The sequence below is a fragment of the Mesorhizobium sp. M1027 genome, assembly GCF_040318745.1.
Taxonomy (GTDB): domain Bacteria; phylum Pseudomonadota; class Alphaproteobacteria; order Rhizobiales; family Rhizobiaceae; genus Mesorhizobium.
Genome location: NZ_JAMYMW010000016.1, coordinates 45936 through 71331 on the forward strand (window position 1 = coordinate 45936; position 25396 = coordinate 71331).

23 protein-coding genes, 2 pseudogenes and 1 riboswitch are annotated in these 25396 nt (G+C 59.2%); of the genes and pseudogenes, 15 read left to right on the forward strand and 10 right to left on the reverse strand.

Annotated features, from left to right (window positions below; genetic code table 11):
- The first annotated feature begins 140 nt into the window (after window positions 1-140).
- Entirely contained in the window at window positions 141-965 is an 825-nt protein-coding gene (locus NKH50_RS26225; RefSeq protein ID WP_352881919.1) for a hypothetical protein, read from the forward strand.
- 257 nt (window positions 966-1222) lie between these two features.
- Here the strand turns inward: NKH50_RS26225 and NKH50_RS26230 are convergent, their stop codons facing one another.
- On the reverse strand, window positions 1223-1381 hold the full coding sequence (locus tag NKH50_RS26230) for a hypothetical protein (RefSeq protein WP_352881922.1): 159 nt from the start codon (window positions 1379-1381) through the stop codon (window positions 1223-1225).
- On the opposite strand from NKH50_RS26230, the pseudogene NKH50_RS26235 reads away from it, so the two are divergent.
- Window positions 1371-2169 (forward strand): annotated as a pseudogene (locus tag NKH50_RS26235) (transposase). The gene NKH50_RS26230 and the pseudogene NKH50_RS26235 overlap by 11 nt on opposite strands.
- An 807-nt stretch (window positions 2170-2976) precedes the next feature.
- A pseudogene (locus NKH50_RS26240) lies at window positions 2977-3255 on the forward strand (porin); the annotation flags it as partial.
- Between the two features lie 280 nt (window positions 3256-3535).
- On the opposite strand, the gene NKH50_RS26245 reads toward NKH50_RS26240, so the two are convergent.
- Complete coding sequence (locus NKH50_RS26245; protein WP_352753309.1) at window positions 3536-3715, reverse strand: hypothetical protein; 180 nt, start codon at window positions 3713-3715, stop codon at window positions 3536-3538.
- Here NKH50_RS26245 and tdh point away from each other — a divergent pair.
- The 5 genes from tdh (at window position 3705) to NKH50_RS26270 (ending at window position 10135) form a co-directional block, all read left to right on the forward strand.
- The gene (gene tdh / locus NKH50_RS26250) at window positions 3705-4739 is read left to right on the forward strand and encodes an L-threonine 3-dehydrogenase (RefSeq protein ID WP_352753310.1); all 1035 of its coding nucleotides are present in this window, start codon (window positions 3705-3707) and stop codon (window positions 4737-4739) included. The genes NKH50_RS26245 and tdh overlap by 11 nt on opposite strands.
- Before the next feature lie 296 nt (window positions 4740-5035).
- The gene (locus NKH50_RS26255) at window positions 5036-5302 is read left to right on the forward strand and encodes a hypothetical protein (protein ID WP_352881926.1); all 267 of its coding nucleotides are present in this window, start codon (window positions 5036-5038) and stop codon (window positions 5300-5302) included.
- A 1163-nt stretch (window positions 5303-6465) separates the two neighbouring features.
- Complete coding sequence (gene glyA / locus NKH50_RS26260; protein ID WP_352881929.1) at window positions 6466-7803, forward strand: serine hydroxymethyltransferase; 1338 nt, start codon at window positions 6466-6468, stop codon at window positions 7801-7803.
- Window positions 7804-7857: 54 nt separating this feature from the next.
- Complete coding sequence (metK, locus tag NKH50_RS26265) at window positions 7858-9033, forward strand: methionine adenosyltransferase (protein ID WP_352881931.1); 1176 nt, start codon at window positions 7858-7860, stop codon at window positions 9031-9033.
- Window positions 9034-9142: 109 nt separating this feature from the next.
- Window positions 9143-10135: an adenosine kinase gene (locus NKH50_RS26270; protein WP_352881933.1), complete on the forward strand. Its 993-nt coding sequence runs from the start codon at window positions 9143-9145 to the stop codon at window positions 10133-10135.
- 33 nt (window positions 10136-10168) lie between these two features.
- On the opposite strand, the gene NKH50_RS26275 is transcribed toward NKH50_RS26270, so the two are convergent.
- Window positions 10169-10831, reverse strand: a complete 663-nt coding sequence (locus tag NKH50_RS26275; protein WP_352881936.1) for a transposase — start codon at window positions 10829-10831, stop codon at window positions 10169-10171.
- A gap of 290 nt (window positions 10832-11121) precedes the next feature.
- Here NKH50_RS26275 and NKH50_RS26280 point away from each other — a divergent pair, with 290 nt between their 5' ends.
- Window positions 11122-11352: an MFS transporter gene (locus NKH50_RS26280; protein ID WP_352706641.1), complete on the forward strand. Its 231-nt coding sequence runs from the start codon at window positions 11122-11124 to the stop codon at window positions 11350-11352.
- 84 nt (window positions 11353-11436) lie between these two features.
- Window positions 11437-12270, forward strand: a complete 834-nt coding sequence (locus tag NKH50_RS26285) for a helix-turn-helix transcriptional regulator (protein WP_352706643.1) — start codon at window positions 11437-11439, stop codon at window positions 12268-12270.
- Between the two features lie 317 nt (window positions 12271-12587).
- Here NKH50_RS26285 and NKH50_RS26290 read toward each other — a convergent pair whose 3' ends face one another.
- A complete protein-coding gene (locus NKH50_RS26290; protein WP_352468275.1) occupies window positions 12588-12842 on the reverse strand; it encodes a hypothetical protein in 255 nt (84 codons plus the stop codon).
- 555 nt (window positions 12843-13397) lie between these two features.
- Window positions 13398-13598, forward strand: a riboswitch (cobalamin riboswitch).
- A gap of 95 nt (window positions 13599-13693) precedes the next feature.
- On the opposite strand from NKH50_RS26290, the gene metE reads away from it, so the two are divergent.
- Complete coding sequence (gene metE, locus NKH50_RS26295; RefSeq protein WP_352458258.1) at window positions 13694-16039, forward strand: 5-methyltetrahydropteroyltriglutamate--homocysteine S-methyltransferase; 2346 nt, start codon at window positions 13694-13696, stop codon at window positions 16037-16039.
- Window positions 16040-16137: 98 nt separating this feature from the next.
- Here metE and NKH50_RS26300 read toward each other — a convergent pair whose 3' ends face one another.
- The 3 genes from NKH50_RS26300 to NKH50_RS26310 are packed head-to-tail and all read right to left on the reverse strand — an operon-like array spanning window position 16138 to window position 18578.
- Window positions 16138-16356, reverse strand: a complete 219-nt coding sequence (locus NKH50_RS26300; protein ID WP_352452617.1) for an FMN-binding negative transcriptional regulator — start codon at window positions 16354-16356, stop codon at window positions 16138-16140.
- Between the two features lie 34 nt (window positions 16357-16390).
- Window positions 16391-17293 (reverse strand): dihydrodipicolinate synthase family protein, encoded by a 903-nt coding sequence (locus NKH50_RS26305; RefSeq protein WP_352881940.1) that lies wholly within the window; start codon window positions 17291-17293, stop codon window positions 16391-16393.
- 52 nt (window positions 17294-17345) lie between these two features.
- Window positions 17346-18578 (reverse strand): trans-sulfuration enzyme family protein, encoded by a 1233-nt coding sequence (locus NKH50_RS26310; RefSeq protein ID WP_352458256.1) that lies wholly within the window; start codon window positions 18576-18578, stop codon window positions 17346-17348.
- An 82-nt stretch (window positions 18579-18660) separates the two neighbouring features.
- On the opposite strand from NKH50_RS26310, the gene pdxR reads away from it, so the two are divergent.
- Window positions 18661-20157 (forward strand): MocR-like pyridoxine biosynthesis transcription factor PdxR, encoded by a 1497-nt coding sequence (gene pdxR / locus NKH50_RS26315; RefSeq protein WP_502906921.1) that lies wholly within the window; start codon window positions 18661-18663, stop codon window positions 20155-20157.
- Here the strand turns inward: pdxR and NKH50_RS26320 are convergent.
- Complete coding sequence (locus tag NKH50_RS26320; protein WP_352882067.1) at window positions 20154-20498, reverse strand: hypothetical protein; 345 nt, start codon at window positions 20496-20498, stop codon at window positions 20154-20156. The two genes, pdxR and NKH50_RS26320, sit on opposite strands and share 4 nt — an antisense overlap.
- A gap of 227 nt (window positions 20499-20725) precedes the next feature.
- Here NKH50_RS26320 and NKH50_RS26325 point away from each other — a divergent pair, with 227 nt between their 5' ends.
- The gene (locus NKH50_RS26325) at window positions 20726-21322 is read left to right on the forward strand and encodes a B3/B4 domain-containing protein (RefSeq protein ID WP_352881944.1); all 597 of its coding nucleotides are present in this window, start codon (window positions 20726-20728) and stop codon (window positions 21320-21322) included.
- A gap of 437 nt (window positions 21323-21759) precedes the next feature.
- Entirely contained in the window at window positions 21760-22089 is a 330-nt protein-coding gene (locus tag NKH50_RS26330; protein WP_352881946.1) for a helix-turn-helix domain-containing protein, read from the forward strand.
- A 277-nt stretch (window positions 22090-22366) separates the two neighbouring features.
- Here NKH50_RS26330 and NKH50_RS26335 read toward each other — a convergent pair whose 3' ends face one another.
- The gene (locus NKH50_RS26335; protein WP_352882061.1) at window positions 22367-23422 is read right to left on the reverse strand and encodes a cytochrome-c peroxidase; all 1056 of its coding nucleotides are present in this window, start codon (window positions 23420-23422) and stop codon (window positions 22367-22369) included.
- 798 nt (window positions 23423-24220) lie between these two features.
- On the reverse strand, window positions 24221-24475 hold the full coding sequence (locus NKH50_RS26340; RefSeq protein ID WP_352881948.1) for a DUF982 domain-containing protein: 255 nt from the start codon (window positions 24473-24475) through the stop codon (window positions 24221-24223).
- 402 nt (window positions 24476-24877) lie between these two features.
- Here NKH50_RS26340 and NKH50_RS26345 point away from each other — a divergent pair, with 402 nt between their 5' ends.
- Window positions 24878-25348: a Ros/MucR family transcriptional regulator gene (locus NKH50_RS26345; RefSeq protein WP_352452644.1), complete on the forward strand. Its 471-nt coding sequence runs from the start codon at window positions 24878-24880 to the stop codon at window positions 25346-25348.
- Window positions 25349-25396 lie beyond the last annotated feature (48 nt).

The window sequence follows — 25396 nt, forward strand, 5'->3', positions numbered from 1 at the left end:
GTGGGTGAGCTTTTGAAATATCTATCCGAGGAATCGATAAGCTCAGACTATTGCAAGTATACATAGTTTTTTCTGTTATAGGGTCTGCTCGGCTGCAGACAAAGAGCCCCGGATAAACTTCAGCACGAAAGCAGAATTGAATGAAGGTGGGCTACACGGAGTTCTCATTTGGGTATGCCTTCACCGAAAACCTTATCCGGTCATCGTCAGCCGCACCTGTAGGCGCGCCGGTCTTTCCAAACCTCATACAGGAAGGGCATTCTGGCTTTGACATCCGCATCAATTTCCCAGGGGTTCCGCTGTTTTTCCAGTACAAGCTTCCGGAGCTGATGAAGCGAGGAACTGCCTTTGAGATTGCGAGCGGACATTGTCCCGGTTTGTCGATACCATTTTTTCGGATTGCGATGATGCGCAGGGATGTGTCGCGTCAGCATGAACTGCTTCTTCGGCTTGAGGCGCGCTATCCGTCAAACGTCTTCTATGCGGCTCCTTGTATTGCAAACATCAGCGATTTCGACCGCTCTTATAATGGAGCAACCGTAGCACGGCAGTCCATTTTCCTCTCACCAGGGGAAATTGGGCCCTTGCCAGACGACAAAGCGCACAGCCTTGCCTATAAACTTGGACTGGCAACTGGATATTTTTGCTCGAAACCCAAGCCCACCAAAGTTCAAACATTTGATGATCTCGCTGCGCTCTTTAAGGAGCAGTTCGCCGAGAAGCGTTTTGCGGAAGTCCGCGAAGCGGCGCGTGAGATGCGCGAAAACGTACTTGAGCTTGCTTCGCCATCAATGCGGCAAGCCGAACAGCTCATTGCTGAACGGGTCGGCGCAAGACGCATTCAGATTCTAGACGGCGCAGCCAGACCGCCCGAGGAAGAGCGCGCAGTCACTGACATTCTCGTAGCGCGGGAAATTGCGCGTGTCGATCTTGGCGTCGACCTGCTGGTGGCCCAACCACGCTAACGACATCATACCTAGCTGATTAGCCCAGCTTTTGTCTAGGCCACATTACGTAGCAATTACAATGGTATAAAAAGTTCCCAGTTTCATCCTGTCGGGCGCGCCCGAGAGGACGAAACCAAAACTCGTATGTCTTTGTACCATGCAATTCATGGCAGCGTACGGAGGCCGATCAGAGAGGCGACGCTCACAATGTCGTTCGGTGGAGTAAGCAGGACAAGGTTGGAACCAGAGGAGTCAGTCCAGTCCTGGTCGCGTCCCTACAGGTGGTGTAGCTCGGCGGTAGCGAAGCCGCTCGCGAGCGCGCCCTCGATAGCGCTGTAGCGAGCGAGCGGCTTTGCGGTGGTCATCGACAGTTCGCCGGTAAGGTCGGGTTGCTGACACCAACCTGATTCGAAGGAACCATCGATGACCGACATGATGAACCTGCGCGCGCTCGTGGAGAAGACTCCGGATTCCGACCTCTTGCGCGAGAGGATTGGCTTTGCCGCCGAGCGGCTGATGGAGCTGGAGGTTGGCGCCGCCACCGGCGCCGCCTATGGCGAGAAGAACCCGTTGCGCACGGCCCAGCGCAACGGCTATCGCGAGCGCGACTGGGAGACGCGGGCCGGCACCGTCGAGCTGCGCATCCCCAAGCTCAGGAAGGGCTCCTATTTCCCCGGTTTCCTCAAGCTCGTCGTCTCCGATGCCCATGAAGGCATCAAGGCGGCCGTCACCAAGGTGCTGTGCGCGACATGGCAGAGGTGCCGCGTCCACACTCATGAGGAACGTGCTGGCCCATGCCGGCAAGAGCGGGCGCCGCGTCGTCTCCGCTTTCATCGCCACCGCCTTCGCCCAAGAAACGCCCGAGGCCGCAAGCACGCAATGGCGCGCCGTCGCCGACCAGATCCGGCCGAAGGTGCCGAAGCTGGCGACAATCATGGACGACGCCGAGCCCGACGTGCTTGCCTACATGACTTTCCCCAAGGAGCACCGCGCCAAGCTGCACTCGACCAACCCGATCGAGCGCCTCAACGGTGAGATCAAGCGGCGCACCGAGGTCATCGGCATCTTCCCAAATGATGACGCCATCGTCCGCCTGGTTGGCGCGATCTTGCTCGAACAGAACGACGAATGGGCCGTGCAGCGCGCCAGGTACATGACGCTGGAAACCATCAGCCAAATGAGCGATGATCCGCTCATCAGCCTGCCAGCCGTGGCACGCTGATCAGCCCGGTCCCATGCCGGAGAGCGCGGCGACCAAGCCGTCAGCTACACCACTCCCTTTGACACGATCTTATCGACTCGAACTGCCGCCGAACTCCGTGCGGAAAAGACATCGCGAAGCCGACGGTGAACCATGGTTGTTCCGCGTCGCGCAGCAACTTGGAACCGCGAGCGCAACTGTCGGGAAGGCTGCGCGTTCAGCGCGTGATTATCGACCATCGCGTTCGCCAAAATGACGGCGTCGCACCGAGCGGTGCCGCCGCATGATGTCTCAACGTCGGGGCTCACAGCAAACAAAGCTGTCGCCATTGAACGAAACTGTCGCGAAGCGAACAGACGAACCATAGCCGAAACGTTTGCCGTTCGTGCTTGGGTTGATCCGCAAGCAAAAAAGCAAGGAAGCGCGAACCAAGGTCCGCCGGCACACTTGAGCTTCAAGCCGCAGCTGGGTCGTCAGAATGGCACGTCATATGCAATAGAAGCCTTTGTGACGGCCCCGCCCACAACTAGCGGAGATGACGGCGATGATTTGTACAGAAATGTTGAATGGCGTCATTCTGAGATAATTTGTAACTACAATTGCATATTTGTAAAAATAATACCCAATCATACGTAATTTCTCTTGAATATCTGGCACAACTAGCGCATCAAAACCGCTCAAATTCAATTCAATTCGCATCGTTATCGAATGTTTACTTAGCAAAGAATTCATTCACTGACCGTCCATTCCTTTTACTATTTGAACGGAGATCAACAATGAACATTAGGAGCCTCCTCCTCGGCTCAACTGCGGCACTGATTGCCGTTCAACCAGACGCCGGTTCCGTACGGCGCTTTCGATACCAATGTGGTTCAGTACTACTTCGACGCCGGGAACGGCTTTTCGGCCGTGGTTTCGCTCGAAGAAGGCTCGGGCGTGGTCGGCACAATCGACAGCTACGCTCCGCACGTAGTCGGCGGCTTGAAATACACACATGGCTGGGGCGCGATCACCGGCGTTGCCGCTTACGACAGCAACTACGAATCGGTGGCCGCCAAGGTCCGTGTCGACATCAATGTCACCAACGAACTGTTGCTGTTCGGAATGTTCAGGCGATATTCATCGCTCGATTATGTGTTTTTGATCTGTAGCTCTTTCATTTCCCTCATGGCCTCCGCAGCTTGACGGACCCTGCCATCCAGAAGCACCCGGCCAGGTTCAGGTCCGAACTTGAAGTCCCAGTCGGGTCAGGACGTGTTCAACTTGTTGAGCGTTTGTGGGGGTGCGGGCCCGACGAACTTGAAAATCCGCAAATGGATCGCCTCCGTTCAGCCATCCCCGCGGAAATTCGGGCGCGAGAGAACAAGCTCCAGAGCATAAGCGAGGCTCAAAGGGCCAGGCGCGCATCCGCACGCAAATGTCGGCCGCTCATTCCAGCGCCGATATCGACCGTGCGGTCGAGGCGTTCGGCGCGGTCGGGCGCGAACTCGGTGTGATTTCCTGAACGGCTGGAACCGAAAAATGATTCCGGATCAAGAGTTTCAAGGGGCAAAAGAATGTCGAACATGATGAAGGCGCTGGTCAAGGCCAAGGCCGAGCCGGGCATCTGGATGGAAGAAGTGCCGGTGCCGGAGATCGGTCCGAACGACGTTCTGATCAAGATCAACAAGACCGCGATCTGCGGCACCGATGTCCACATCTACAATTGGGACCAGTGGGCGCAAAAGACCGTGCCGGTGCCGATGGTGACCGGCCACGAATTCGTCGGCACCATCGCCGACTTCGGCGCGGCGGTGACCGAGTACAAGATCGGCCAGCGCGTTTCAGGTGAAGGCCATATCGTCTGCGGCCATTGCCGCAACTGCCGGGCCGGCAGGGGGCATCTGTGCCGCAACACGCTCGGCGTCGGCGTCAACAGGCCGGGTGCCTTCGGCGAATATCTGGCGATCCCGCAGCACAATGTCGTGCCGATCCCCGACGACGTGCCCGACGAGATCGCCGCAATCTTCGATCCCTTAGGCAATGCCGTGCACACGGCACTGTCCTTCGATCTCGTCGGCGAGGACGTGCTGGTCACCGGCGCCGGGCCGATCGGCATCATGGGTGCGCTGGTGGCGCAGTGCGTCGGCGCGCGAAAAGTGGTCATCACCGACATCAACCCGGTGCGGCTGGCGCTGGCGAAAAAGCTCGGCGTCCAGCATGTCGTCGATGCGTCGAAGGAAAAGCTGCGCGATATCATGCCGGCGCTCGGCATGACCGAAGGTTTTGACATCGGCCTCGAAATGTCGGGTGCGGCTCCCGCCTTCCGCGACATGATCGACACCATGAACAATGGCGGCAAGATCGCCATCCTCGGCATCGCGCCGACCGGCTTCGAGATCGACTGGAACAAGGTCATCTTCAAGATGCTGCATCTCAAGGGCATCTATGGCCGCGAAATGTTCGAGACCTGGTACAAGATGATCGCGCTAGTGCAGGGCCCGCTCGACGTCAGCGGCCTGATCACCCGCCGCATTGGCATCGACGACTTCCAGACCGGGTTCGACGCGATGCGCAGCGGCAATTCGGGCAAGGTGGTGATGGACTGGTAAGCGCCTAATCCTGCCCAGGGCCTCCTTGAACGCACTCAAGCCATTTGTGATCGCGGTGCGCTCACCAGCGCTGAGTTTTGCCAGCAATTCCCGCTCGAACGCCTTTGGCAGCGGCACCATCTCGCGATAGGCGGCAAGGCCCGCTCCAGTCAGCGTCAGGTGCTCGATGCGGGGTCTCTTTCATCCGGTTTTCGCGTGAGTCAGCCGAGACCGGAGAAGCATGCGACCCTCTCGGAAATTCGACTGCTCCGCAAACGCGAATGCGCCATCGTCTTTATCATGTTCGCAGGCGGAGCATGAACGCGCGACGCGCTGCTGCGGCGACTGCACGAGCGATTGATCGTCGAGGCGATACTGGAAAATATTACCACTCTGCGGAGAATGTTTCCGTGCCCCGCACGGCGGGATCGCACCGCCAGCGCTGGTTTACGGTCGTCGGTCCCGATACCGAACTGATGGCTAGCGCGCAAACTTTCGCTATCGATGCCGCGTATTCGGTTGCGGCTGGACAGCCGGGCATAAGCGTTTCGGAGAATATCAAAGCGGATTTTGTATCGAACTAGCTGCCTTTGGCATCGGCCGTGATCCAGGCTATTTTCCAAGATGCACGTTGCGCTACTCTTTTTTCGTCATTTGTTTGCTCGCCACCAAGCCAATCGCAGACGTGCTTCCTTTGCGCATGAAGTCCAGTTGTAAGGGTCGAAATTGTAGCCAGGCGAGTTCAGCTTTGCATCAGATCCCCAGCTGCACGGCGTTCAATCTCATAAAGGGAGCAATGTGCTACGCGCATTCGACTGCCGAACCCGTTCGCTCCAACTGGCAACCGTTGAATAGCCAGCTCATCGCGGTCGCCGCTTTTTGGCCGGAGCTGTTGATGCCGTGGAGAGAGTGTCGGTGATGGAGGAACGGCTACGCTCCGTGGCCCGTCTTTTGGACGGCGAAGGCATGAGCGATGTGTGCCGAGAGCAAGAGCGGGTTGGGCAAACGTTGCAACAGATCCTTCAAGCAAATTCATAGACTCTTAGCAACTCCAGTTCGCTGTGAATGGTAGGCTTATTGCAACGTCTGAGATCAGTGGGGTCAAAAACGTGGCGCCGCTTTTCTCCGCCCCCCCGAACTGCGAGCAATTTCGGCTAAGGCAATGGCAAGAAGAGCGCCCATCTTGGTTGTTCGAACACAGCATTTTCGGCTCAACAGTATCTTCACGGCCACCGTGATTGTCATGTCGGTGGGCAACCAGCCATATAATTTGGTTCGAAAGCTGCAACATCTGTGGAGAACGCGAAATGACAAATTCAGTAGGACGAGTGCCCAGGCTTTCCAAGTGGCTTGGTCGTGACCAATGCTGACACTGGTCAGTCGCCTACGGACGGCAGCGCATTTAGATCGCCTTCGAATTCTAGGCCTTTGCGCGCACGCGGACCTAACTGTGTGCCAGCTAGCGGAGATTCTGGGTCTGCGTCGTGAGCACGTTGTACGACACGTCCGGCTGCTGGCCAGAGCCGACTTTCTTTACTGCAACGAACAACGTCCGTGGTGCTCGTACAATCTCAAAACAGGAGGTAAGGACGGCGGGCTGGTTCAATTGTTGGTTGATCTCCTGCCCCACGGCGATGGCTATCACAAACGAGACCTTCAACGGCTCGAAGCGGTACGAGACACGCGGCCGAAGGGGACCGCATGCTTGACCGTGAAATAGGTCATCCAATTGGAGCGCGAAGCTACCATGGACAACTCCGCCGACGGCGCGATCGCACAGCCCGACACCTACGGGCAGTCTTCCTTGGCCGCGGTTGATTGCCGCGTTCACGAACTGCTTCTAAGACAGGAGCGGCAGGAGCGGACGACCCTTAAGCTCATCGCCTCAGAGAACTTTGCGTCCTCGGCCGTGCTGGAAGCGAACGGCTCGATTTTCACGAACAAGTACGCCGAGGGGTACCCCGGTGCGCGCTACTATGCCGGAAACGAGATCGTTGATGAGCTTGAGAACCTAGCCATTGAGCGCTTGAAGACACTATTTGGCAGCGAGCATGCCAACGTCCAGCCTTATTCCGGCTCGCCGGCCAACCAGGCTGTCTATCGTGCGCTTTTGAGCCCCGGTGACAAAGTCATGGGCTTGCCCCTTCCGGAAGGTGGCCATCTGACTCATGGTTGGGCCATCAACTTTTCCGGAACTGACTATCAACGCGTCCCCTATGGACTAGATGAAAAGACACAGCAGATTGACTATGACCGCTTGCGCGAGACAGCCAAGCGCGAACGGCCGCGGCTCATTTGGGTCGGCGGAACTGCTTACCCGCGTGTCTTTGACTACGCGGCAATGGCAGAAATCGCCCTGGAAGCGAACTCCTATCTCGTAGCCGACATCGCGCACATCGTTGGCCTGATTGCCGCGGGAGCGCACCCGAATCCCGTGCGCCATTGCGACGTGGTCAGCAGCACGTCACACAAGTCGATCCGCGGTCCCCGCGGTGGTTTCATTTTGTCCAGGAACGAAGATCGCTATCAGGCCCTGTATCATCCAAAGAGCAAATACAATCTCGCCAGACGAATAGATCGGGCGGTCTTCCCTCACCTGCAGGGTGGGCCCCACATGAATGTCATCGCTGCGCTAGCTGTTGCCTTGCACGAAGCCGCGAACCCGTCCTTCCGAAGCTACGGCCAACAGACCGTCAAGAATGCCAAGGCTCTGGCCCAGGCACTGCTCGAGCGAGGTTATGACCTGGTTACCGGGGGGACGGACAATCACATGCTGATCCTTGATCTGCGTGATCGACCGCTATCGGGCAAGGCCTATGCCGAGCGACTAGCAAAGGCAGGCATCATCACAAACTTTAATATGGTGCCTGGCGACCCGCGGGATCCGGCGGTCACAAGCGGAATTCGCCTGGGGGCGCCAGCAGTGACGTCAATGGGCATGCGCGATGTGGAAATGGTGCAAATTGCTGGCTTCATTGACTCCGTCCTTCGGCGGCCAGACGACGAGGATCTCCATGCCTGCGTGCGAAGAGACGTTGCCGACTTGTGCGCTGCGTTCGAGGTCCCGGGCATCACCGACAGGTAAGGTGGGCTAAGCAAAATGTCCCATACAACTCCAACACCCGAAGCGAGGCATTTCATGGCTAGGCAGTTCGTGTTCTCTTCCGAATCGGTTGGCGCGGGACACCCGGATAAGTTGGCCGACAACATCTCGGATGCCATCCTCGATGCCATCCTCCGCACCGATCCCAAGGCGCGTGTCGCCTGTGAAGCGTTGGTAAAATCAGGGATGGTCGTTCTGGCTGGCGAGATTACCAGCGATGCGCAGGTGGATTATAGCCAAGTTGCGCGCGATACGATTCTCGATATTGGATACGACGATGAGGCCGTCGGCTTTGACGGCCGGCGTTGCTCCGTCGTTCATGCCCTCACCGAGCAGTCGCCCGACATCAGCCAAGGCGTTGACGAGGGACGAGGGCAGGACCTCCAACAGGGAGCGGGAGATCAGGGCCTCGTGTTCGGCTACGCCTGCCGCGAAACCGATACTCTGATGCCTTTGCCGATCCAGCTCGCTCATCGCTTGACGAAACGACAGGCAGATGTCCGGAAAGCACGACAGCTTGGCTGGTTGCGTCCTGACATGAAATCCCAAGTCTCAGTGCGCTATGAGGGGTTGCGCCCGGTCGCCCTGGATACCATCGTCGTATCGACCCAACATGACGAGCAGGTCTCGCAAGAGACGGTCCGCGAGGGCGTCATTGAGGAAATCATAAAGCCTGTCCTGCCGACCCACTTGGAGACGGAAGGCATCAGAATTCTGGTCAATCCAACGGGGCGGTTCGTGGTCGGTGGGCCGCGTGGCGACTGCGGCCTCACTGGACGCAAGATCATCGTCGATTCCTACGGCGGGATGGGGCGTCACGGCGGCGGCGCCTTTTCGGGCAAGGACCCGTCCAAGGTTGACCGCTCGGCTGCCTACGCGGCCCGGTATGTCGCGAAGAATATCGTCGCTAGCGGACTTGCGGACGTCTGCGAGCTGCAGCTTGCTTACGCAATCGGCGTGGCCAGTCCGGTTTCTGTCATGGTCAACACGTTCGGGACAGCGAGGGTTGAGGAAAGAAGGATCGAGCGCCTCATTCTTGAGTTATTCGATCTCAGACCGAAGGGCATTATCAAGATGCTTGATCTCTTACGCCCTATATACCGCAACACCGCGACCTATGGCCATTTCGGCCGTGAAGAGCCTGATTTCACCTGGGAGAAGACAGACAGGGCCGAGGAATTGCGGCGCGAGGCAGGACTCGCCGCCCCGTGAGGGCGGGCGCCGAACGGATTGGCAAGCGGAAAGCCCATTCCCACTGGCCAGACCCGCGCCCGGCCGGCATCGCAGAAAGCCGGTGGCTCGTTGGCGGAGACATGAATTGATGCCGGACTATGACGTGCTTTGTATCGGAAATGCCATCGTCGACATCATCGCCCAGTGCGACGAGGCGTTCCTGGAGACCAACGGCATCATCAAGGGCGCGATGAATTTGATCGACACGCGGCGCGCCGAACTGCTCTACAGCCGCATGGGCCCGGCCATCGAAGCCTCGGGCGGCAGCGCCGGCAACACGGCGGCGGGCGTTGCCTCCTTCGGCGGCCGCGCCGCTTTCTTCGGCAAGGTCTCGAACGACGCGCTCGGCGAAATCTACGCGCACGACATCCATGCCCAGGGCGTCGCCTTCGACACCAGGCCGCTCAACGGCGAACCGCCGACGGCGCGCTCGATGATCTTCGTCACGCCGGACGGCGAGCGCTCGATGAACACCTATCTCGGCGCTTGCATCGAGCTCGGCCCGGAGGACGTCGAGGCCGACAAGGCGTCGGGCGCGGCGGTCACCTATTTCGAGGGCTATCTGTGGGACCCGCCGCGCGCCAAGGAAGCGATCCGGCAGACCGCGAAGCTCGCCCACGCCGCCGGGCGCGAAGTGTCGATGACCTTGTCGGACTCGTTCTGCGTCGACCGCTACCGCGACGAGTTCCTCGACCTGATGCGCTCAGGCACCGTTGACATCGTCTTTGCCAACAGCCACGAGATCAAGTCGCTCTACCAGACCGCGTGCTTCGACGAGGCGCTGGCCCAGATCCGCAAGGATTGCAAGATCGCCGCCGTCACCCGCTCGGAAAAGGGCTCGGTGATCGTGCGCGGCGACGAGACCGTCACCATCGAGGCCACCAGGATCCGCGAGCTGGTCGACACGACAGGCGCCGGCGACCTCTACGCCGCCGGCTTCCTCTACGGCTACACGCAAGGCCGCGGCCTGAAGCAGTGCGGCGACCTCGGCTCGCTGGCCGCCGGGCTGGTCATCCAGCAGATCGGCCCAAGGCCAAGGCAGAATTTGCGCCACGAGGCCGAGCAGGCGGGGTTGCTGTAGCGCGGCGAGCCAAGAACCAGCTGCCCACCCTCCTTAATCCAGCCCAAGCCTTTTCTTCAGTTCCGCATTCTCCTTGCGGAGACGATCGGCAAGCAGGCTCTTTAGCCGCTTGTTTTCTTCCTCGAGCGCGACGAGATCCTTCAGCCCGTCACTGTCCGCCGCAGGCGCCGCCGCCTTCTTCCAAAGATAATATGTCTGTTCCGAGATGCCGGCTTGCTTCACCGCGCTCTTGAGAGTAGCGCCGCCGCCGATCGAGGTCTCGATCTGCGCCAGCTTTTGGGCACGATCCTTCGCGGAGTAGCTCTTTCGGCCTGTTCGCGCTGACGGCGGTGCTTCAGTGGTCGCGGATATCGGCTTGGCGCCGGCGCTCGCCTCAGCTCCTGGCTTCCTCGACCGCCGCGCTCTCGTCTTCGGTTTTGGCGTTCCCGCTTTGTCTGCCGGTTCGCTATGAACTACTGCTGACTCGGTTTCCAGGGGATTGGCCATGAAATGTTCCACTCGCGGTTTGTCCAAAGGTTCAGCATCAGGGGCCACGACAGTAGAGTCAACAAGCTGACGATTTAACGGCTCGACTTCCTTTGTTGTCTCGGCCATCGCCGCGGCGATGTCGAAATTGCCCCAGATGGAACGTGCGGCTTTTTGATAATTGCGCTTTTGTTTGACTTCCACGGTGAATGGTCGCGTCTGCCGCCTCATAGTTCCTTCCTGAATAGAAGAATGAAGTCGCCGCTCGAATTTTTGGCGCTTCCTGCTTAGCGCGGAGCACTATCGTATAGCCGCTCAACGGGCAAGTGATGCCGGTCTTCGATGGCTGACCCATCTGGGGGGATTTGAGCGGCTTCGCGCGTCCTGCGCATGCCTGTAAGGCCGCCAAGTTTTCTGGGTTAGCAGGCGCGCCACTGTGGCAGCTTGGCTTGTACGGCGAGGCCATGGTTGAGTGAGGCGAAACAAATCCAGCCCCGCGGTCGATCCCGAAGCTTCCCACAATGGCGAAGAGAACATCTTCACTCGTTCCTTTTGAGCACAAGACCTTCCGTTCGCTATGGTCGTCTGCACTCATTTCGAACCTTGGCACCCTAGTGGAAGGTGCGGCGGCAGCTTGGCTGATGACGAGCATCGCAGCAGTAATTTTTGATCGCCCCATTCGTGCTGTGTACCAGCCCTGTGTCTTGCGCAAGTGGTCACGAACGGCTGCCGGAGCCTCGAAGACGCCCTAAAAACACATGCTGCGATTTTTGAACACGCTTGACGTGTTAGATTAATTCATCCACAATGCGTGTGTTGAACACGCGAGGTGAGTTATGAACATGAAAGAGCTTAGGGTTCGACTGGGCATGACTCAAAAAGATTTGGCAGAGCAGATGGCAACGACGCAACAGACTGTGGCCCGTTGGGAAACAGGCAAAACGCAGTTGAACGTCGAGCAGATCAAGGACCTTTGTCTCACGTTGAAATGCACGGTCGAGGAGCTGCTGGGCTGGAAGATTGATGTCGAGGAGTGGCGCACGAGCCCGTTTGCAATTGCCGATGCCGAAACGCGATACGGCACGCTCAGAATCAAGACGACTGTTGGCAGCCGCCAATATCCTATCGATGAAAAGGCGCGTGAATCGATTTTACGTCAGTTGAAGGAACTTCATAATCTGCGTAGAAATAACACAAGCAGGCCATGGCTGTATTGTTGGAGCCTTGACAACAAAATACTCTTGATAAATCCGCAATATGTCCGCACCATTGAGCTTATCGGTGACGATGTAGAGGAGATGCCAGAGTATTATCATCCAGAAATCTATCGGGCTTTGGATGACTGGGATAAGGGTGAGGTTTCAGGAAAGCTGAAGAAAGAATGCGATGCCATCATCGCAGAGATGGGTGATCAGGAAGCCGCGCGCATGGCCTCCTATGTTCGCGTCACATATGACGACGGAGAAGATGAGTGGAACTTCTTGGATGAAGAAACCGCTACGACTTTCTTCGGATTGGAAGCTGCGACCTTTGACGTTCCCCAGTGTAGTTTCGCCGAAGTGGAGGAAGAAGGTTACTACCGAGCGCGATATGCCAACCTTGATCGCGTCGCGGTGATGGAGGTTCCAAGCGACCGTTATCACAGATTGACCGCGCCCGAGGAAGCTTAGAACCATCCACGAAGGGCGCATGTTACATCTCGACCTTGCGTGGTGCGTTTTCAGTACGAGATGACGTTAAGCGTAGGTAATGGCAGGTAAGAGTGCTCGACCAGAAGCTCAACTGCCTCCTCAATATCGCTGCCGATGTGCCGCAGGACACGTCCACGGGAGCGTGGATAGGCGTGAAGTTCCTGCACTCCACGGTCCGCTCTCCCATCGCCGGTGTGTGCCCGACGCCATCTTGTGGACGAGCTTGGCCGCCTGCACCCGGTTGTATTCCGGCTTGCGGTCCGCCTGGGCGGTCGGCCGCGATGGCTATCTCCATGTCAATCGGCGCCGAACTTTGACTGCCCGCTGCTTTTGATGAATTTGGCGAGGTCCCGCGCATAATCACTCTTGGTCTTCTCCTTGAGGCCCTGTGTCGCGAACTTGTGGTCCAGCAGGGCAAACAGGTCCAAGTCCCCTTCCGCCTGTGGCGCTGGCTTGCCCTCACCGCCCTCGGCTTCCCAATTGGGGACCGCTTCTGCGCGCTGCACCGTGGCGATTGTCCGCCCAAGACGCATCACAAGATCGAACGCCAAACCGTGCGCGTGCACGACGATTTGCCGCTCAGGCCTCATTTGGACAGGACTTGAGCTGGCCCGGTGGTTTGAGCCGGGTTACCTTGAGCCGGTGGGCTGCGAACAAGCAGTTCGAGACATTGGCCTCGATCACTTCGCAACACGCCGCTGCGCCTGGCCTCGGTGTGCTCCCCCCGAAATCGTTGTGTCATATCACCGAGGGCATCACGGCCAACAGCTTCCACATGGGCAACAGCCTCGCCATTGAGCCGAATATGGTCGCGAGCAGATCACCAACGAAGCGGTCGGAACCTCGGAGCCGAAGTTCGACGCCGAGGTGGTTCGCATGATGCGCTAAGCAGCACCACGGCGCTTGCCGGTATGTTTGCTGCCGGCAGCCGACGAACTCCTATCCTCCTGGACAAGGGCGCCGTGCGTCATTGCTTTGATTTACCGGCCGCTCAAGGCTTCCACAGTTTTCGCTTTCGAGGCGACCTTTGGAACATGCCAACGGAAATTTAACATAACGACATAAACATTTCTTTATGCGGCGTTGACAAAGAAGCGAACTGCTGTAATTGTCTCCCGCGTCGTGGTTCTCCGTACGGCGCTGCCGCAGCGGAGCTAAGAGGGAAGCCGGTGCGATGCCGGCGCTGCCCCCGCAACTGTTAGCGGCGAGCCAACCCCACTCATGTCACTGAGGCGAATAGCCTTGGGAAGACGGGTAGAGGCTATGACCCCGCGAGCCAGGAGACCTGCCACGGCGAATTACGTCCACGGGCGGGGTGTCTCGGTGGCCGCTGCAGCCTGGCGTTCGTGCCGGCCTGCTAGCGCCTTCCTTGTCACCGACGCCCCAACCATCGGGGTCTGGCATGACTGTCTCTCAGCAAATTCCTGTAGCAACGCTCGGCGTGCCCCGTTTCGGTCGTCGGCGAGAACTGAAATTCGCGCTTGAAAGCTACTGGTCCGGAAAATCGTCCGCTGCCGACCTTCTCACGACCGCGAAGGCGCTCCGTGCCGCTAGCTGGGAGGAGCAGCACGATCGCGGCGTGTCGAAAATCCCGTCGAACGACTTCTCGCTCTACGACCATGTGCTCGACACCGCAGCCATGGTCGGCGCCGTTCCATCCCGTTACGGCTGGAATAGCGGCGAGGTTCCACTTGACATCTACTTCGCAATGGCGCGGGGCAACCAAGGTCAGACGGAGGATTGTCGACACGCTGGTCACCAGCAGGCGGCTCATCGGTCTGATGTAACCGCGATGGAAATGACCAAGTGGTTTGACACCAACTATCACTACATTGTGCCGGAACTCAACGATGATCAGACGTTCGCCCTCTCGTCGACGAAACCGGTCGATTACTTCATCGAGGCTAAAGCTCTCGGCGTTCACACACGCCCAGTCATCCTTGGACCGATCACCTTCCTCAAGCTGGCGAAATCGCCTGCCGAAGGATTCGATCCCATCGCGCTCCTGCCGCGGCTGCTGCCCGTCTACGAGCAACTCCTGCAGAGGCTGAAGCTGTCTGGAGCCGACTGGGTGCAGATCGATGAGCCAGCGCTTGTCCTCGATCTGAACCCGAACGAACGAGCTGCGTTCGAATTCGCCTATGGCCAGCTGTCGAAAGCCGCGCCCGAGCTGAAGATCATGCTGGCTACCTATTTCGGGCCGCTGGGAGACAATCTCGAAACCGCGGTTTCTCTGCCCCTGGCCGGGCTGCATATTGATCTCGTGCGCGCTCCCGAGCAGCTGGAAACGGTGGGTCGGCTCGCACCGAAGGATCTGGTGCTCTCGCTTGGCTTGATCGATGGCCGCAACGTCTGGCGTGCGAACCTGCCCGCCATTCTCGACCGCATCAAACCGATCGTCGCCGGCTGGCCCTTGGACCGCGTCGAGATCGCGCCTTCTTGCTCGATGCTGCATGTGCCGATCGACCTGCGCATGGAGACGGAACTCGACGCGGACATCAGGTCGTGGCTCGCCTTCGCGGCCCAGAAGACCGACGAGTTGGTGTTGCTTGCCCGGGCCCTGTCCCAAGGCAGGGATGCGGTGGCAGGCGCGTTGAAAGCGTCTGCCGAGGCTGCCGCCACTCGCGTGACATCCACGAAGATCCATGACCCGCTGGTTGAGGGGCGGATCGCCAGCATTGACGACAGCATGAAGCGACGAGAGAGCGCTTTTGCCGAGCGCTCCAGAGTCCAGGCCGGCACGCTCGGGCTGCCGCCGTTCCCGACGACGACCATCGGGTCCTTCCCGCAGACGCCGCAGGTACGCAGGGCGCGGGCCGCTCATGCGAAGGACCAGCTGAGCTATGTCGACTACGAGACCTTCCTGAAGAAGGAGATCGAGGCTGCAATTCGCTGGCAGGAAGAGATCGGGCTGGACGTGCTGGTGCACGGTGAGTTCGAACGAAACGACATGGTACAGCATTTCGGCGAGCAGCTGTCCGGCTTCGCCTTCACCCAGCATGCCTGGGTGCAGAGCTATGGGTCGCGTTACGTGCGCCCCCCCATCATCTTCGGCGACGTATCGAGGCCCAATCCGATGACGCTGCGCTGGTGGCAGTTCGCCCAGTCGCTTACGGAAAACCCTGTGAAGGGAATGCTCACAGGCCCAGTGACCATTCTCAACTGGTCATTTGTTCGCGACGACGTACCCCGCTCCGAAGCATGCCGCCAGATCGCGCTCGCCATCCGCGACGAAGTGACGGATCTCGAATGGTCCGGCGCAAGGATGATCCAGATCGATGAGGCCGCGTTTCGCGAAGGATTGCCACTGCGCCAGTCTGATTGGAACGACTATCTCGACTGGGCTGTCGAATGCTTCCGGATCGCTTCAACGGGTGTAAAGGACGCGACTCAAATCCATACCCACATGTGCTATTCGGAGTTCAACGAGATCATCGACGCGATCGCTGAAATGGATGCGGATGTCATTTCGATTGAGACGTCGCGCTCGAAAATGGAACTGCTGGACGCCTTCACGAGCTCCAAATATCCGAATGAAATCGGGCCCGGAGTCTACGACATTCACTCACCACGGGTCCCGGAAGTCGGCGAGATTTCGGATCTCGTCATGCTTGCCCGCGAGCGACTGTCCGATGCCCAACTGTGGGTAAACCCGGACTGTGGCCTCAAAACCCGCAAGTGGGAGGAGGTCCGCCCTGCCCTCATGAACATGGTTGCTGCAGCACGCGCGCTCCGGGAGAAAGTGTAGGCCGGAAGGTTTCCTGGTTGCTCACCATGTGGTGAGTTAGCGGCTGCCGCATGTGGGCCGTGAATGTGCCAAAACGCGATCACATCCTTTGAAATAAGTCACTCGAGCGAGAAAGTGCACTTTCCTTCGGCACGTGTACTAATCGCGCAGGAATAAAGGGAACCGTTTTCTCCCTGTGACGTGTCGAGTTCGAAGGGGATGTGATTGGCGTCGAGACCGCTCCGGCCATGGGTTATCAGCATGCCAAGTGCGCTGTTCTCGATCAGTTCGTAAAGGACTTCTCGGCTCGGTTCATCGAAATGCGCGGGTACATACATGACAGGTTCCTTCACTGGCCGCCGGGTTCGCTGTTCACCGGTTGACATCCGATGGCAAGCCTTCCAACGCGGCGGCGATCTGGCGCTTCGCTGCTGAGGGCAGAGGCAGGATGGGACGCGGGGGGTCGGCACGGCAAATGTCGAGCAATTCGGCAAGTGCATAGACGACGCGAAGGCTCGAGAACTCCTTGAAGAGGCTCCAGAGCGGCGCAAGCGCGGCATCGATCCGTCGCGCTTCGGCCGCATCGCCCTGCTGCGCCGCTGTGACGATCTTTGTGCAGACCTCGGGCAGGATGCCCGCGAGGACGCTGTACCATGTGTCAGCGCCAGCGATCATGGCCTCTGCAGCGTTCCAGTCGCCGCTGTAGCCGATCGAGAACCCTTCCGGCACAGTGCGCCTCTGGTCGGCCAGATGGCTCTTGATCGCATCGCCCTTGTCTGTCGGATTCTTGATAGCGACGATCCCCCGCACGTTTGCCAGGCGGCTGACGAGTGCTGGGGTGAAACGGAAATGCGTCGTTCCTGGATTGTCGTAGATGACGATCGGAAGGCCACTTTCGCGCGCCACCGTGGAGAAATGTTCGAACACCTCGTCATCAGTGAGCGGGGTGTAAGAGGCGGCGGCAAGCAACCCCGCGGCAGCCCCAAGGGCCTTAGCGTCCTGCGCGAGCCTCACTGCTTCGTCGGTGCGCAGCGCGCCCACACCCACCACGACCGGCATTTGTCCCCCGGTTTCGTCCAAGGTCTCGGCGAGCGCCCGTCGCCGTTCCTCGCGCGTCAGATACATGTATGTGCCGGTGCTGCCGAGAAGACCGATGGAATCGACCTGAGCGGCGCAAAGCCTGGCAATCAGCTTGCGCAGAGCAACGGTATCGACGCGGCCGTCCCGATCGGTCGGCGTGATGGGAAACGCGGAAAGGCCGCTCAGGAATGCCATGGCAAGGCTCCGGGTTTGTACGCGAGCGCAGGACTGGCCGGACCACAGGTCATCACAGGGCGTCCAGAGCCCGCCGCAGGTCGGCGATTAGGTCATCGGCGTCTTCAAGACCCACCGAGAGACGCATGAGGTCCTCGCCGACTCCATCGGCCAGATGCGCATCCTTGCGGATCGGCTGACGAGCACGGGTCAGGCTTGCCGGATGATAGATGAGGCTGTCGGCATCACCGAGGCTGACAGCCCGGGTGATCAGGTTGAGCCGGTCCATCATCCGCCGCGCGCCCTCGAACCCAGCGTGGAGGCCAAAGGCCAACATGCCCGACCCTTGGGACATCTGCTTTCGCGCCGTCACCTGATCAGGGTGCGAGTCGAGGAAGGGATAACTCACCCATGCCACCGCCGGGTGCGCCTCGAGCGCCTGAGCCACCGCAAGGGCCGTGGCGCTGTGGCGTTCCATGCGCAGCGTGAGCGTCTTCAGACCGCGCAGGATCAGGAAGGCTGACATGGGCGAGAGCGCTGCGCCGGTGATGTAGCGCAGGCCCGTTTCGTGCAGCGTGCGGAGCGTTTGCGCGTCGCCGAGAATCGCCCCGCCAAGGGCATCGCCGTGCCCATTGATGTATTTGGTCAGGGAGTGGAGCACGAGGTCGGCCCCATGTTCGAGCGGCCGCTGGAGCGCGGGCGAGGCGAAGGTGCTGTCGACTGCAACCTTTACACCGCGCGCGTGGGCGCGCTCGGCAATGGCAGCGATGTCGAGGATGCGGCTCAGCGGATTCACCGGCGTCTCGAAGAAAACAAGCCGGGTCCGCTCGGTGATCGCGGCATCGAGATTGTGAGGATCGGACAGGTCGACCGCGACGACCTTGATGCCGAAGCGGGGGACCGCCTGTTCGACCATGGCAAGCGTGTTCGCATAAAGCGTCTTGTGGACGATGAGTTCATCGCCTTGGGACAGGAGCGACAAGATCAGTGTGCCGAAAGCCGCCATCCCCGAGGCAACGATCAAACCTGCCTCGGCTCCTTCCAGATTGGCGAGCCGTTGCTCGAGGATCTCCGTCGTCGGATTGTATTCGCGCGCATAGAGCCTTCCGCCAAGGGTGGCGGCGGCCTCGTTCGCTGCCACGCTTTCGAATCCATAGGTCGAGGTCAAGAAGACTGGCGGCTGAACGGCATTGGAAAAGCGGGCCGGATCGTAGCCATGATGGATCGCCCGAGTGGCGAATCCGGGACCGGTGTCGTTGGGCGACCGCGTGAGAGCATCGGTTTCGGATTGATAGGAACGGGTCATTCGGCCTCTAGATCTTTCTTGGGTTTCCGAAAGATTGACGGCAAACTGGCCAATGTGAAATATCCAGTTAGCAATGAATGAAATGGTCCAGTCTTCAAGTGCCGGTTCTGCAGGTCGCTCGCACGCGATGGGTGCACGCCAGATCTACGAGGCTCTTCGCGAGCAAATCCTCGGCGGCGTCTATGAAACCGGCAGTCAGCTGCCGTCCTCCCGCGGCCTGGCAAATGACCTTGGGGTTTCGCGAACGACGGTGACGGTCGCCTATGACCAACTGACCGCGGAAGGTTTCATCGAAGTCCGTCAAGGCGCACGACCTCGCGTTGTGTCTTCGTTGATCGGCCCTGAGACAAGCCGCATTTCCGCGAAACGGGTCGGCCAGGTTCTTCTGTCCGCCTATGGGGGACGACTGCGCGTTACGCCGCCCTGGCCGGATTATCTGCCGACTGGACTGAAGGTCGATTTCCGCTATGGCGACCTGGCGCCGTCAGACTTCCCCGCATTGGTCTGGAAACGTGCGATGAACGAGGCGATGGGGCAGCGCCCGTTGCGTCTTGCCTATGACGATCCTCGCGGCTGGCGTGGGCTGCGCCAGGCGCTCCAGGGCTATCTCTGGCGCGCCCGAACTCTGAGCTGCGAGCTCGAGCAGATCATCATCGTCAACGGTTCGCAGCAGGGCCTAGATCTGTGCGCTCGCCTGCTTCTCGATCCCGCCGACCGCTTCGTCATCGAGGACCCGTGCTATAGGATGGCGCGTCAGGTCTTTGCCAGTACGGGTGCCTCGCCCGTCCCGGTCACCGTCGACGAGGACGGGATGAAGACGGAGTTGCTGGCGGGGATCGGGGCACGACTGGCCTATGTCACGCCATCGCATCAGTTTCCGCTGGGCGGCGTCATGCCGATCGCGCGCCGCCATCAGCTTCTGGAATGGGCGCGGCACAACAACGCCTATGTGATCGAGGACGACTACGACAGCGAATATCGCTACGACATCAATCCGGTCCCTCCGCTGCACAGTCTTGAGGACCACGGGGCTGTCATCTACCTCGGCACGATCTCCAAAACGCTCTCGCCGATGCTGCGTATCGGCTACCTCGTCGTCCCGACGGAATTGCAGGAGGTCTTCGCTACCGCCAAACAATTCGCGGACCGACATTCGCCGGTCGCTGAACAGGAGGCTCTGGCCTCTTTGATCGAGAGTGGCGGCTACGAAAGCCATGTGCGGCGTGTGCGCAGGCTGAACGGCGAGCGTCGGGAGGCGTTGTTGGGCGCCTTGCGGCGCAGCTTCGGAGATCGCATCGCTGTCCAGGGAGCAGAGGCCGGTCTGCACGTCGTCGTTTGGTTCGACGAACTGCCGCGATCGCGGGAAACGACCCTGGTCGAAGCCGCCCGAGGCGCGGGCCTGGGGCTGCACCTGATCTCGCCCCTCTACGAGCGGCAATCGGACGAAGGCCACATCGATCGCGTGGGGCTTGTCATGGGCTATGCCGCCTTGAGCATTCGGCAAATCGAGAAGGGCGTTGAGATCCTGCGAGCGGTTGTCAAGCAGGTGCAAGACGCGTTGCCGGGACACGGTGGCTAAAACGGCGGGGACGTGGCGTGCTGGCGAGGAAACCGACCCTTGGGCTGAACCGCATTTCGTTGCAAAGTCAACTGGACTGGGAAAACGCTATGCAACTGGTGCTGTTGATCAGGCCAGTTTGGCGGCAGATTTTCGTGCGAGACGAATTTCCGAGAGCGATGCATAACCGGCAAGGAAAGCTGCTTCACATCCATATCGCGCCCGCTGCCTTTTATGAAATGGAGGATCTGGCGGAGGCGTAGCTTGTTGCCGGCCGAGGCGGGCTCGAGCACCCGCAAGAGATAATCGACGATCTCTACCAGGCCTTGTCCACGGCCGAATGATGGAATTATCCAGCGCATGGTGCGGCATGCACCATGCCGATGCCAGAAGATCTGGACGCTCGACAAGCACCTTTCTTCAAACATTTCCCGAACGACCCGCAGCGCAAAGCCTCCCCATGAGAAAAGAGCATCCCATGTCTTTCACGCCATAGATTGCCCCCGAGATCAAGGCCCGCTACCCGGATTTTCATCTGATCAGCATTGTGGTGCGGAACGCTGAAATCGACGTGCCGGATGCACAGGCGTTGAACGACACGATTGCGGCGGCGGAACAGGCGGCGCTTCGCGATGACGCCCAAAGGGACGCGCATCTTGCGGCGTGGGCCGTTGCCTACGAGGCTTTCGGCACAAAGGCCAATCGAACGCCGTGCTCGGCCGCCGCGCTTCTCAAGCGGGTGCGGAAAGATGGCTCTCTCCCGCGGATATCCCCACTGGTTGATGCCTACAATGCCGTCAGCGTGCTGTATGGCGTTCCGATTGGCGGGGAAGATCTCGATCTTTACCAGGGGGTCCCGAGACTTCTAGTTGCGAAGGGAGCGGAGCCATTCGACACGATCGAGCAAGGTGAAATGGTCACCGAGCATCCCGAACCGGGCGAAGTCATCTGGTGCGATGATGCCGGTGTCACGTGCCGCCGCTGGAACTGGCGGCAGGGGCGGCGCACCATGGTCACGGCCGATACCCGCGCCATGTGGCTCGTGCTGGAAGCCCTCGGCCCAATGTCAGCTAAACAGATGACGGGCACCGGAGAGCATTTGATGGGACTTATCCAAGCGTTGTGCCCGGGTGCGCGAATCGAAACCGCGCGGATCGACGAGTCCACTACATCTCGTGTCCCTTAGGGCATGGCCCACCTTTCGGAGAAACACCCCACTCAGCCCTGTCCGGATCTGGCGCTCCTTGCTCGCTCCGCTGGCCTACACAGTTGATTGCGAACGACCCAGAACGGCTCTCGAAAACGAGCGTCGAACGAAATCAGATCACTGCTTGTTCTCCCTTAGCGTTGTTTGGCGTACTTTTATCGCGATGCTCCAGTGGGGATGGTCCAAATTGCGCAAGCTCGGTCGAGTGATCGCGGAGAAGCTTAATGTCGACTAAATCGAAATTCATGGAGCGGTTCGGACAACGGGTGCGAACCCGGGACGTCGTCCCGGTGTCGTCAGGCTCTCCCGTCCGACTGAGCCTCAGTTTTCTTCACGGCGCGAATACTCCTGAGGCCGCCCGGATTCTCGTTAAGAGACAGCTGCCGCTCAGGACGGCCCACGCGATACTCACGGACATGGTCGATCACGGCAAGGCGTTCGTGACGGTTCCTTGCGTCGACGACCTATTGGCACTGAAGAATGAACTGTCGTCCGCAGGCGTGATCGCGAAGGTTCATGCGCCGCGGCCGACAAGTGTTCGCGAAGTCCGGGATCGCACGAAGCTGTCCCAGGAGGCGTTCTCCGTGAGGTATGGCCTCGATCTGGCAACGCTTCGAAACTGGGAGCAAGGTCGCTCGAAACCGGATGCAGCGGCGAATACTCTCCTTTGGACCATCGCCCGGAATCCGGAAGCAGTCGAAGAATCGCTGGACATGGAGGACGGAGTGGCTGCCCCTTCGCCCTAAGGGGGCCGATCACTTCGGCGCGCGGCAATTCGGCCGCCAGCGCGATGGCCGGCCGCCGCGCGGTATCGACAGCGCGCGAGCCTCATGCGTCAGACGCCTTCCTTGGCATGTCGCACGCCAGATCCCAAACATGATTCCATCGCAACGAGCTGGTGACGGAAGCAGTGTCTGCACTTTGGAAACGAGCCATTTGCGTTCTCATGGACGTCGCGACTCGTCTCGTCCAGTAAAAGTCGCAATCATTGCCAATTGCGATGTTCCGCAGTCAGCTGGCCGTTTATTTTCCTAAGATCTGCGTTGTAGGCCGGGGTGTTGTCGCCGTTTCGGCGGGTAAGATGGGATAGGCGACCTCGGGTGCCTTTCCGGTCAGCGAGTTGAGGAAGGCAACAAGCAGGTCGACTTCTTCGTCCGCCAGTACCACGCCAAGCTGGGTGGTTCCCATGATGGCAACGGCCTGTTTCAGATCCCAAACCTTGCCCGAATGAAAGTATGGCGCGGTGAGTGCAACGTTGCGCAGCGGCGCCACGCGGAAAACATAGGAATCGTCGGCTGCATTGGTGACCGCAAATCGGCCCTTGTCTTTTTCCGGCAGGACCTCGGCGCTGGGCTGTTCCACGAGGCCGAATGGGTAATAGGCTTGCCCACCAACGTTGATACCGCCATGGCAGGACGAGCAGCCTTTGTCCATGAAAAGCGCCAGGCCCTGTTTCTGTTCGGAAGTCATGGCGGCGTCATCGCCATTCAGGAAACTGTCGAAGGGGGCCGGCGTGACCAGTGTCGCCTCGAAGGCTTCGATTGCCTTGGCGAGGTTGTCGAAGGTGACCCGATCGGCTTCAGCCGGAAAAGCTGCATCGAACCACTCGACATATTGCGGCATGGACTTGAGCGTGGTGATGACTTGGCCCGGTGTATTGGCCATTTCGATCCCGGCTTGGACCGGTCCCTTCGCCTGAGCCTTCAGGTCTTCGGCACGACCATCCCAGAACTGGGCGATGTTGAAGACAGCGTTCAGTACAGTCGGCGCGTTGCGCTGTCCCTTCTGCCAACCATGGCCGATCGAGGTTTCGTGATTGTCGTCGCCGCCGGTGGCCAGGTTGTGGCACGAGTTGCACGACAAGACGCCTGACGCAGAGACGCGTGGATCGAAGAACAGTGCCTTGCCGAGAGCGATCTTTTCCGGGGTGATCGGGTTGTTGGCGACTGCCGGCGTGGTGGGTGGCAAAGCCTTGAAAGTGGCCATTGCCGTTTCTCTGAGGTCTGCGGGGATCGAATCCGCAGCAAAGGCGGTGGCCGTCAGCAAGGGGACAGCCATCGTACTGAATAGGATTTTCATAAATGATCTCGCTGCGTCGTGCACGCAGCCACTCTGGGATATGCGGCTCATGAACGCCCTGCGCTAGATCAGTTGCGGGAGAGGACCGGGGGTCTGACACCTGTTTTTGCGGCAGAGCTTGGACCGTCCCGGAATTGAACGCTCTTCTCGATTGGATTTTGGGAGGCGGAGGATCGCTGCTCGGCGAGCGGCGGCGCCGGAGCCGTGCTCCGGTTCTCTCTGCGCCTTCAACTATGAAGAAATCGGGGCCACCGTGTCGGATTCGGTTTGGGGCCGGTTATCTGTTCCGCAGCAGGTCCTGCTCGACTTCCGCCTGCCTTCGCCAGATCGACCTTGGCCCAAATCGATCCGCGATAGTGTCTTGTAGCACCTTTGCGGGACGATCTTATTTCGACTGTAGAGGGCCGTTTGGGGTGAGCAGAATTAACACTTTCAGAGGCGCCCGAGTAGCTGTTTTAATTGGCTTGTAGGCCTCCATAGCGCGAATATTGGCAGACGACGGAGCACAATTTTGGCTTCGTTTATCATCTTGCTTCGATGGGACAACTGCTTTGCAATCATTACACGGTAATTTACCATCATGAATTTGAGAACCAAGTCCCACGCAGTGATTTTCACACCGGAGGCGTTGCAATCCTATCGCGAGAAGCTGATTTACAAATACAACAAGATGATTAACATCGCCATAGCGCCGCAAAATATTGTTTGTTCGCTACACTACGCTCCAGATGCCGGCGAAATCTCGACACAATAACCTCGTCGGCGTACCCGCTCCAGCCTCACACACGACTGCGGCGCCTATACTTGCGCTTTTCCACTGCCCGACATGCAGGCAGCGAGCCATTGCATCGCCGAGGTTGCATCTTCCAATATGGCGACCTGTTTCGCAAAGCGGAAAACAGCCTTGCGCGCTGCGCTCTCAGGTTTTCGTCCGTTGTATGCATCAAAGCACGCCCTGAGGGCGGGGCGGAATGTGTTGTCACAGCGATAGCGGTTCAATAGCAAAGCAGCGGCGTGATGTCCTCGGTTTGCCAGCGGGTCAATCCCTAACATCCTGCTGCAAGAGCGGCTCACCGGATGAATCTAGATCGTTTCGACCATTGCGAATCAACGCTTGATAGTTCCTCCACGCGCCACCAGGAAGCGGCCACTGCTCTGCCATCGATTTCACAGCCAAAAAGAGAATGGCGAAATAGGAATAGCCCGCTTCGTTTCGAGATTACTGGTCATTTTGGCGCAAAGCTTACGGCCGAGACGCGCCTGAAAATGCGCAAGCACCGCGGCAGGTCGCCAACAACGGAACGCATCAACGGACATGACGGCGCGATACTGCGCCATAGATCTCGCTGGACGAGCATCGCAATAATCCTGTCGAGACCTTGGTTGCTTTCAGCGGAGACCGCCACTATGAAGCGACGCTTCGCCGACTGTGTTTCACGCCGCCTGGAGAGTTTCATGACAGAAGAAGCCGAAAAAAACATCAACACCCTCATCGAGCTCACGGCCGATGTCGTCTCAGCCTATGTCTCCAACAATCCGATCCCGGTGGGGGATCTCCCTGCCCTCATCGGCCAAGTGCACGCGGCTCTGAAAGGGACGGCGGAAGGTGTCTCTGCAAAAGAGCCGGTTGCCCTTACGCCTGCAGTCCCGATCAGGAAGTCGGTGACACCGGACTACATCATCTCCCTTGAGGACGGGAAGAAATTCAAATCGCTAAAGCGCCATCTGTCGACCCACTATGGGCTGACGCCGGATGGATATCGGGCCAAATGGGGCCTGTCGGCGGATTATCCCATGGTCGCGCCGAACTACGCCGCGGCGCGCTCGTCATTGGCCAAGACAATGGGGCTCGGCCGCAAACCGAAAGCGCCGGAAGCGCCGGAGCCGGCGCCGACGAAGCGAACCCGCAAGAAGGTCGCGGCTTGATTTCGGCAATGGAGATTCGTTCTGGAGCGTTGCAGCCATCGGCTTAAT

Coding starts and splice junctions, on each gene's coding strand:
- glyA (WP_352881929.1), top strand. CDS start 6,466: ATGGACAACTCCGCCGACGGCGCGATCGCACAGCCCGACACCTACGGG.
- NKH50_RS26345 (WP_352452644.1), top strand. CDS start 24,878: ATGACAGAAGAAGCCGAAAAAAACATCAACACCCTCATCGAGCTCACG.
- tdh (WP_352753310.1), top strand. CDS start 3,705: ATGTCGAACATGATGAAGGCGCTGGTCAAGGCCAAGGCCGAGCCGGGC.
- NKH50_RS26305 (WP_352881940.1), bottom strand. CDS start 17,293: ATGGCATTCCTGAGCGGCCTTTCCGCGTTTCCCATCACGCCGACCGAT.
- metE (WP_352458258.1), top strand. CDS start 13,694: ATGACTGTCTCTCAGCAAATTCCTGTAGCAACGCTCGGCGTGCCCCGT.
- NKH50_RS26320 (WP_352882067.1), bottom strand. CDS start 20,498: ATGCGCTGGATAATTCCATCATTCGGCCGTGGACAAGGCCTGGTAGAG.
- NKH50_RS26280 (WP_352706641.1), top strand. CDS start 11,122: ATGGCGAAGAGAACATCTTCACTCGTTCCTTTTGAGCACAAGACCTTC.
- NKH50_RS26230 (WP_352881922.1), bottom strand. CDS start 1,381: ATGTCGGTCATCGATGGTTCCTTCGAATCAGGTTGGTGTCAGCAACCC.
- NKH50_RS26330 (WP_352881946.1), top strand. CDS start 21,760: ATGGTCGATCACGGCAAGGCGTTCGTGACGGTTCCTTGCGTCGACGAC.
- pdxR (WP_502906921.1), top strand. CDS start 18,661: ATGGTCCAGTCTTCAAGTGCCGGTTCTGCAGGTCGCTCGCACGCGATG.
- NKH50_RS26275 (WP_352881936.1), bottom strand. CDS start 10,831: ATGAGGCGGCAGACGCGACCATTCACCGTGGAAGTCAAACAAAAGCGC.
- NKH50_RS26340 (WP_352881948.1), bottom strand. CDS start 24,475: ATGTTAGGGATTGACCCGCTGGCAAACCGAGGACATCACGCCGCTGCT.
- metK (WP_352881931.1), top strand. CDS start 7,858: ATGGCTAGGCAGTTCGTGTTCTCTTCCGAATCGGTTGGCGCGGGACAC.
- NKH50_RS26285 (WP_352706643.1), top strand. CDS start 11,437: ATGAACATGAAAGAGCTTAGGGTTCGACTGGGCATGACTCAAAAAGAT.
- NKH50_RS26255 (WP_352881926.1), top strand. CDS start 5,036: ATGAACGCGCGACGCGCTGCTGCGGCGACTGCACGAGCGATTGATCGT.
- NKH50_RS26245 (WP_352753309.1), bottom strand. CDS start 3,715: ATGTTCGACATTCTTTTGCCCCTTGAAACTCTTGATCCGGAATCATTT.
- NKH50_RS26225 (WP_352881919.1), top strand. CDS start 141: ATGAAGGTGGGCTACACGGAGTTCTCATTTGGGTATGCCTTCACCGAA.
- NKH50_RS26335 (WP_352882061.1), bottom strand. CDS start 23,422: ATGAAAATCCTATTCAGTACGATGGCTGTCCCCTTGCTGACGGCCACC.
- NKH50_RS26270 (WP_352881933.1), top strand. CDS start 9,143: ATGCCGGACTATGACGTGCTTTGTATCGGAAATGCCATCGTCGACATC.
- NKH50_RS26300 (WP_352452617.1), bottom strand. CDS start 16,356: ATGTATGTACCCGCGCATTTCGATGAACCGAGCCGAGAAGTCCTTTAC.
- NKH50_RS26310 (WP_352458256.1), bottom strand. CDS start 18,578: ATGACCCGTTCCTATCAATCCGAAACCGATGCTCTCACGCGGTCGCCC.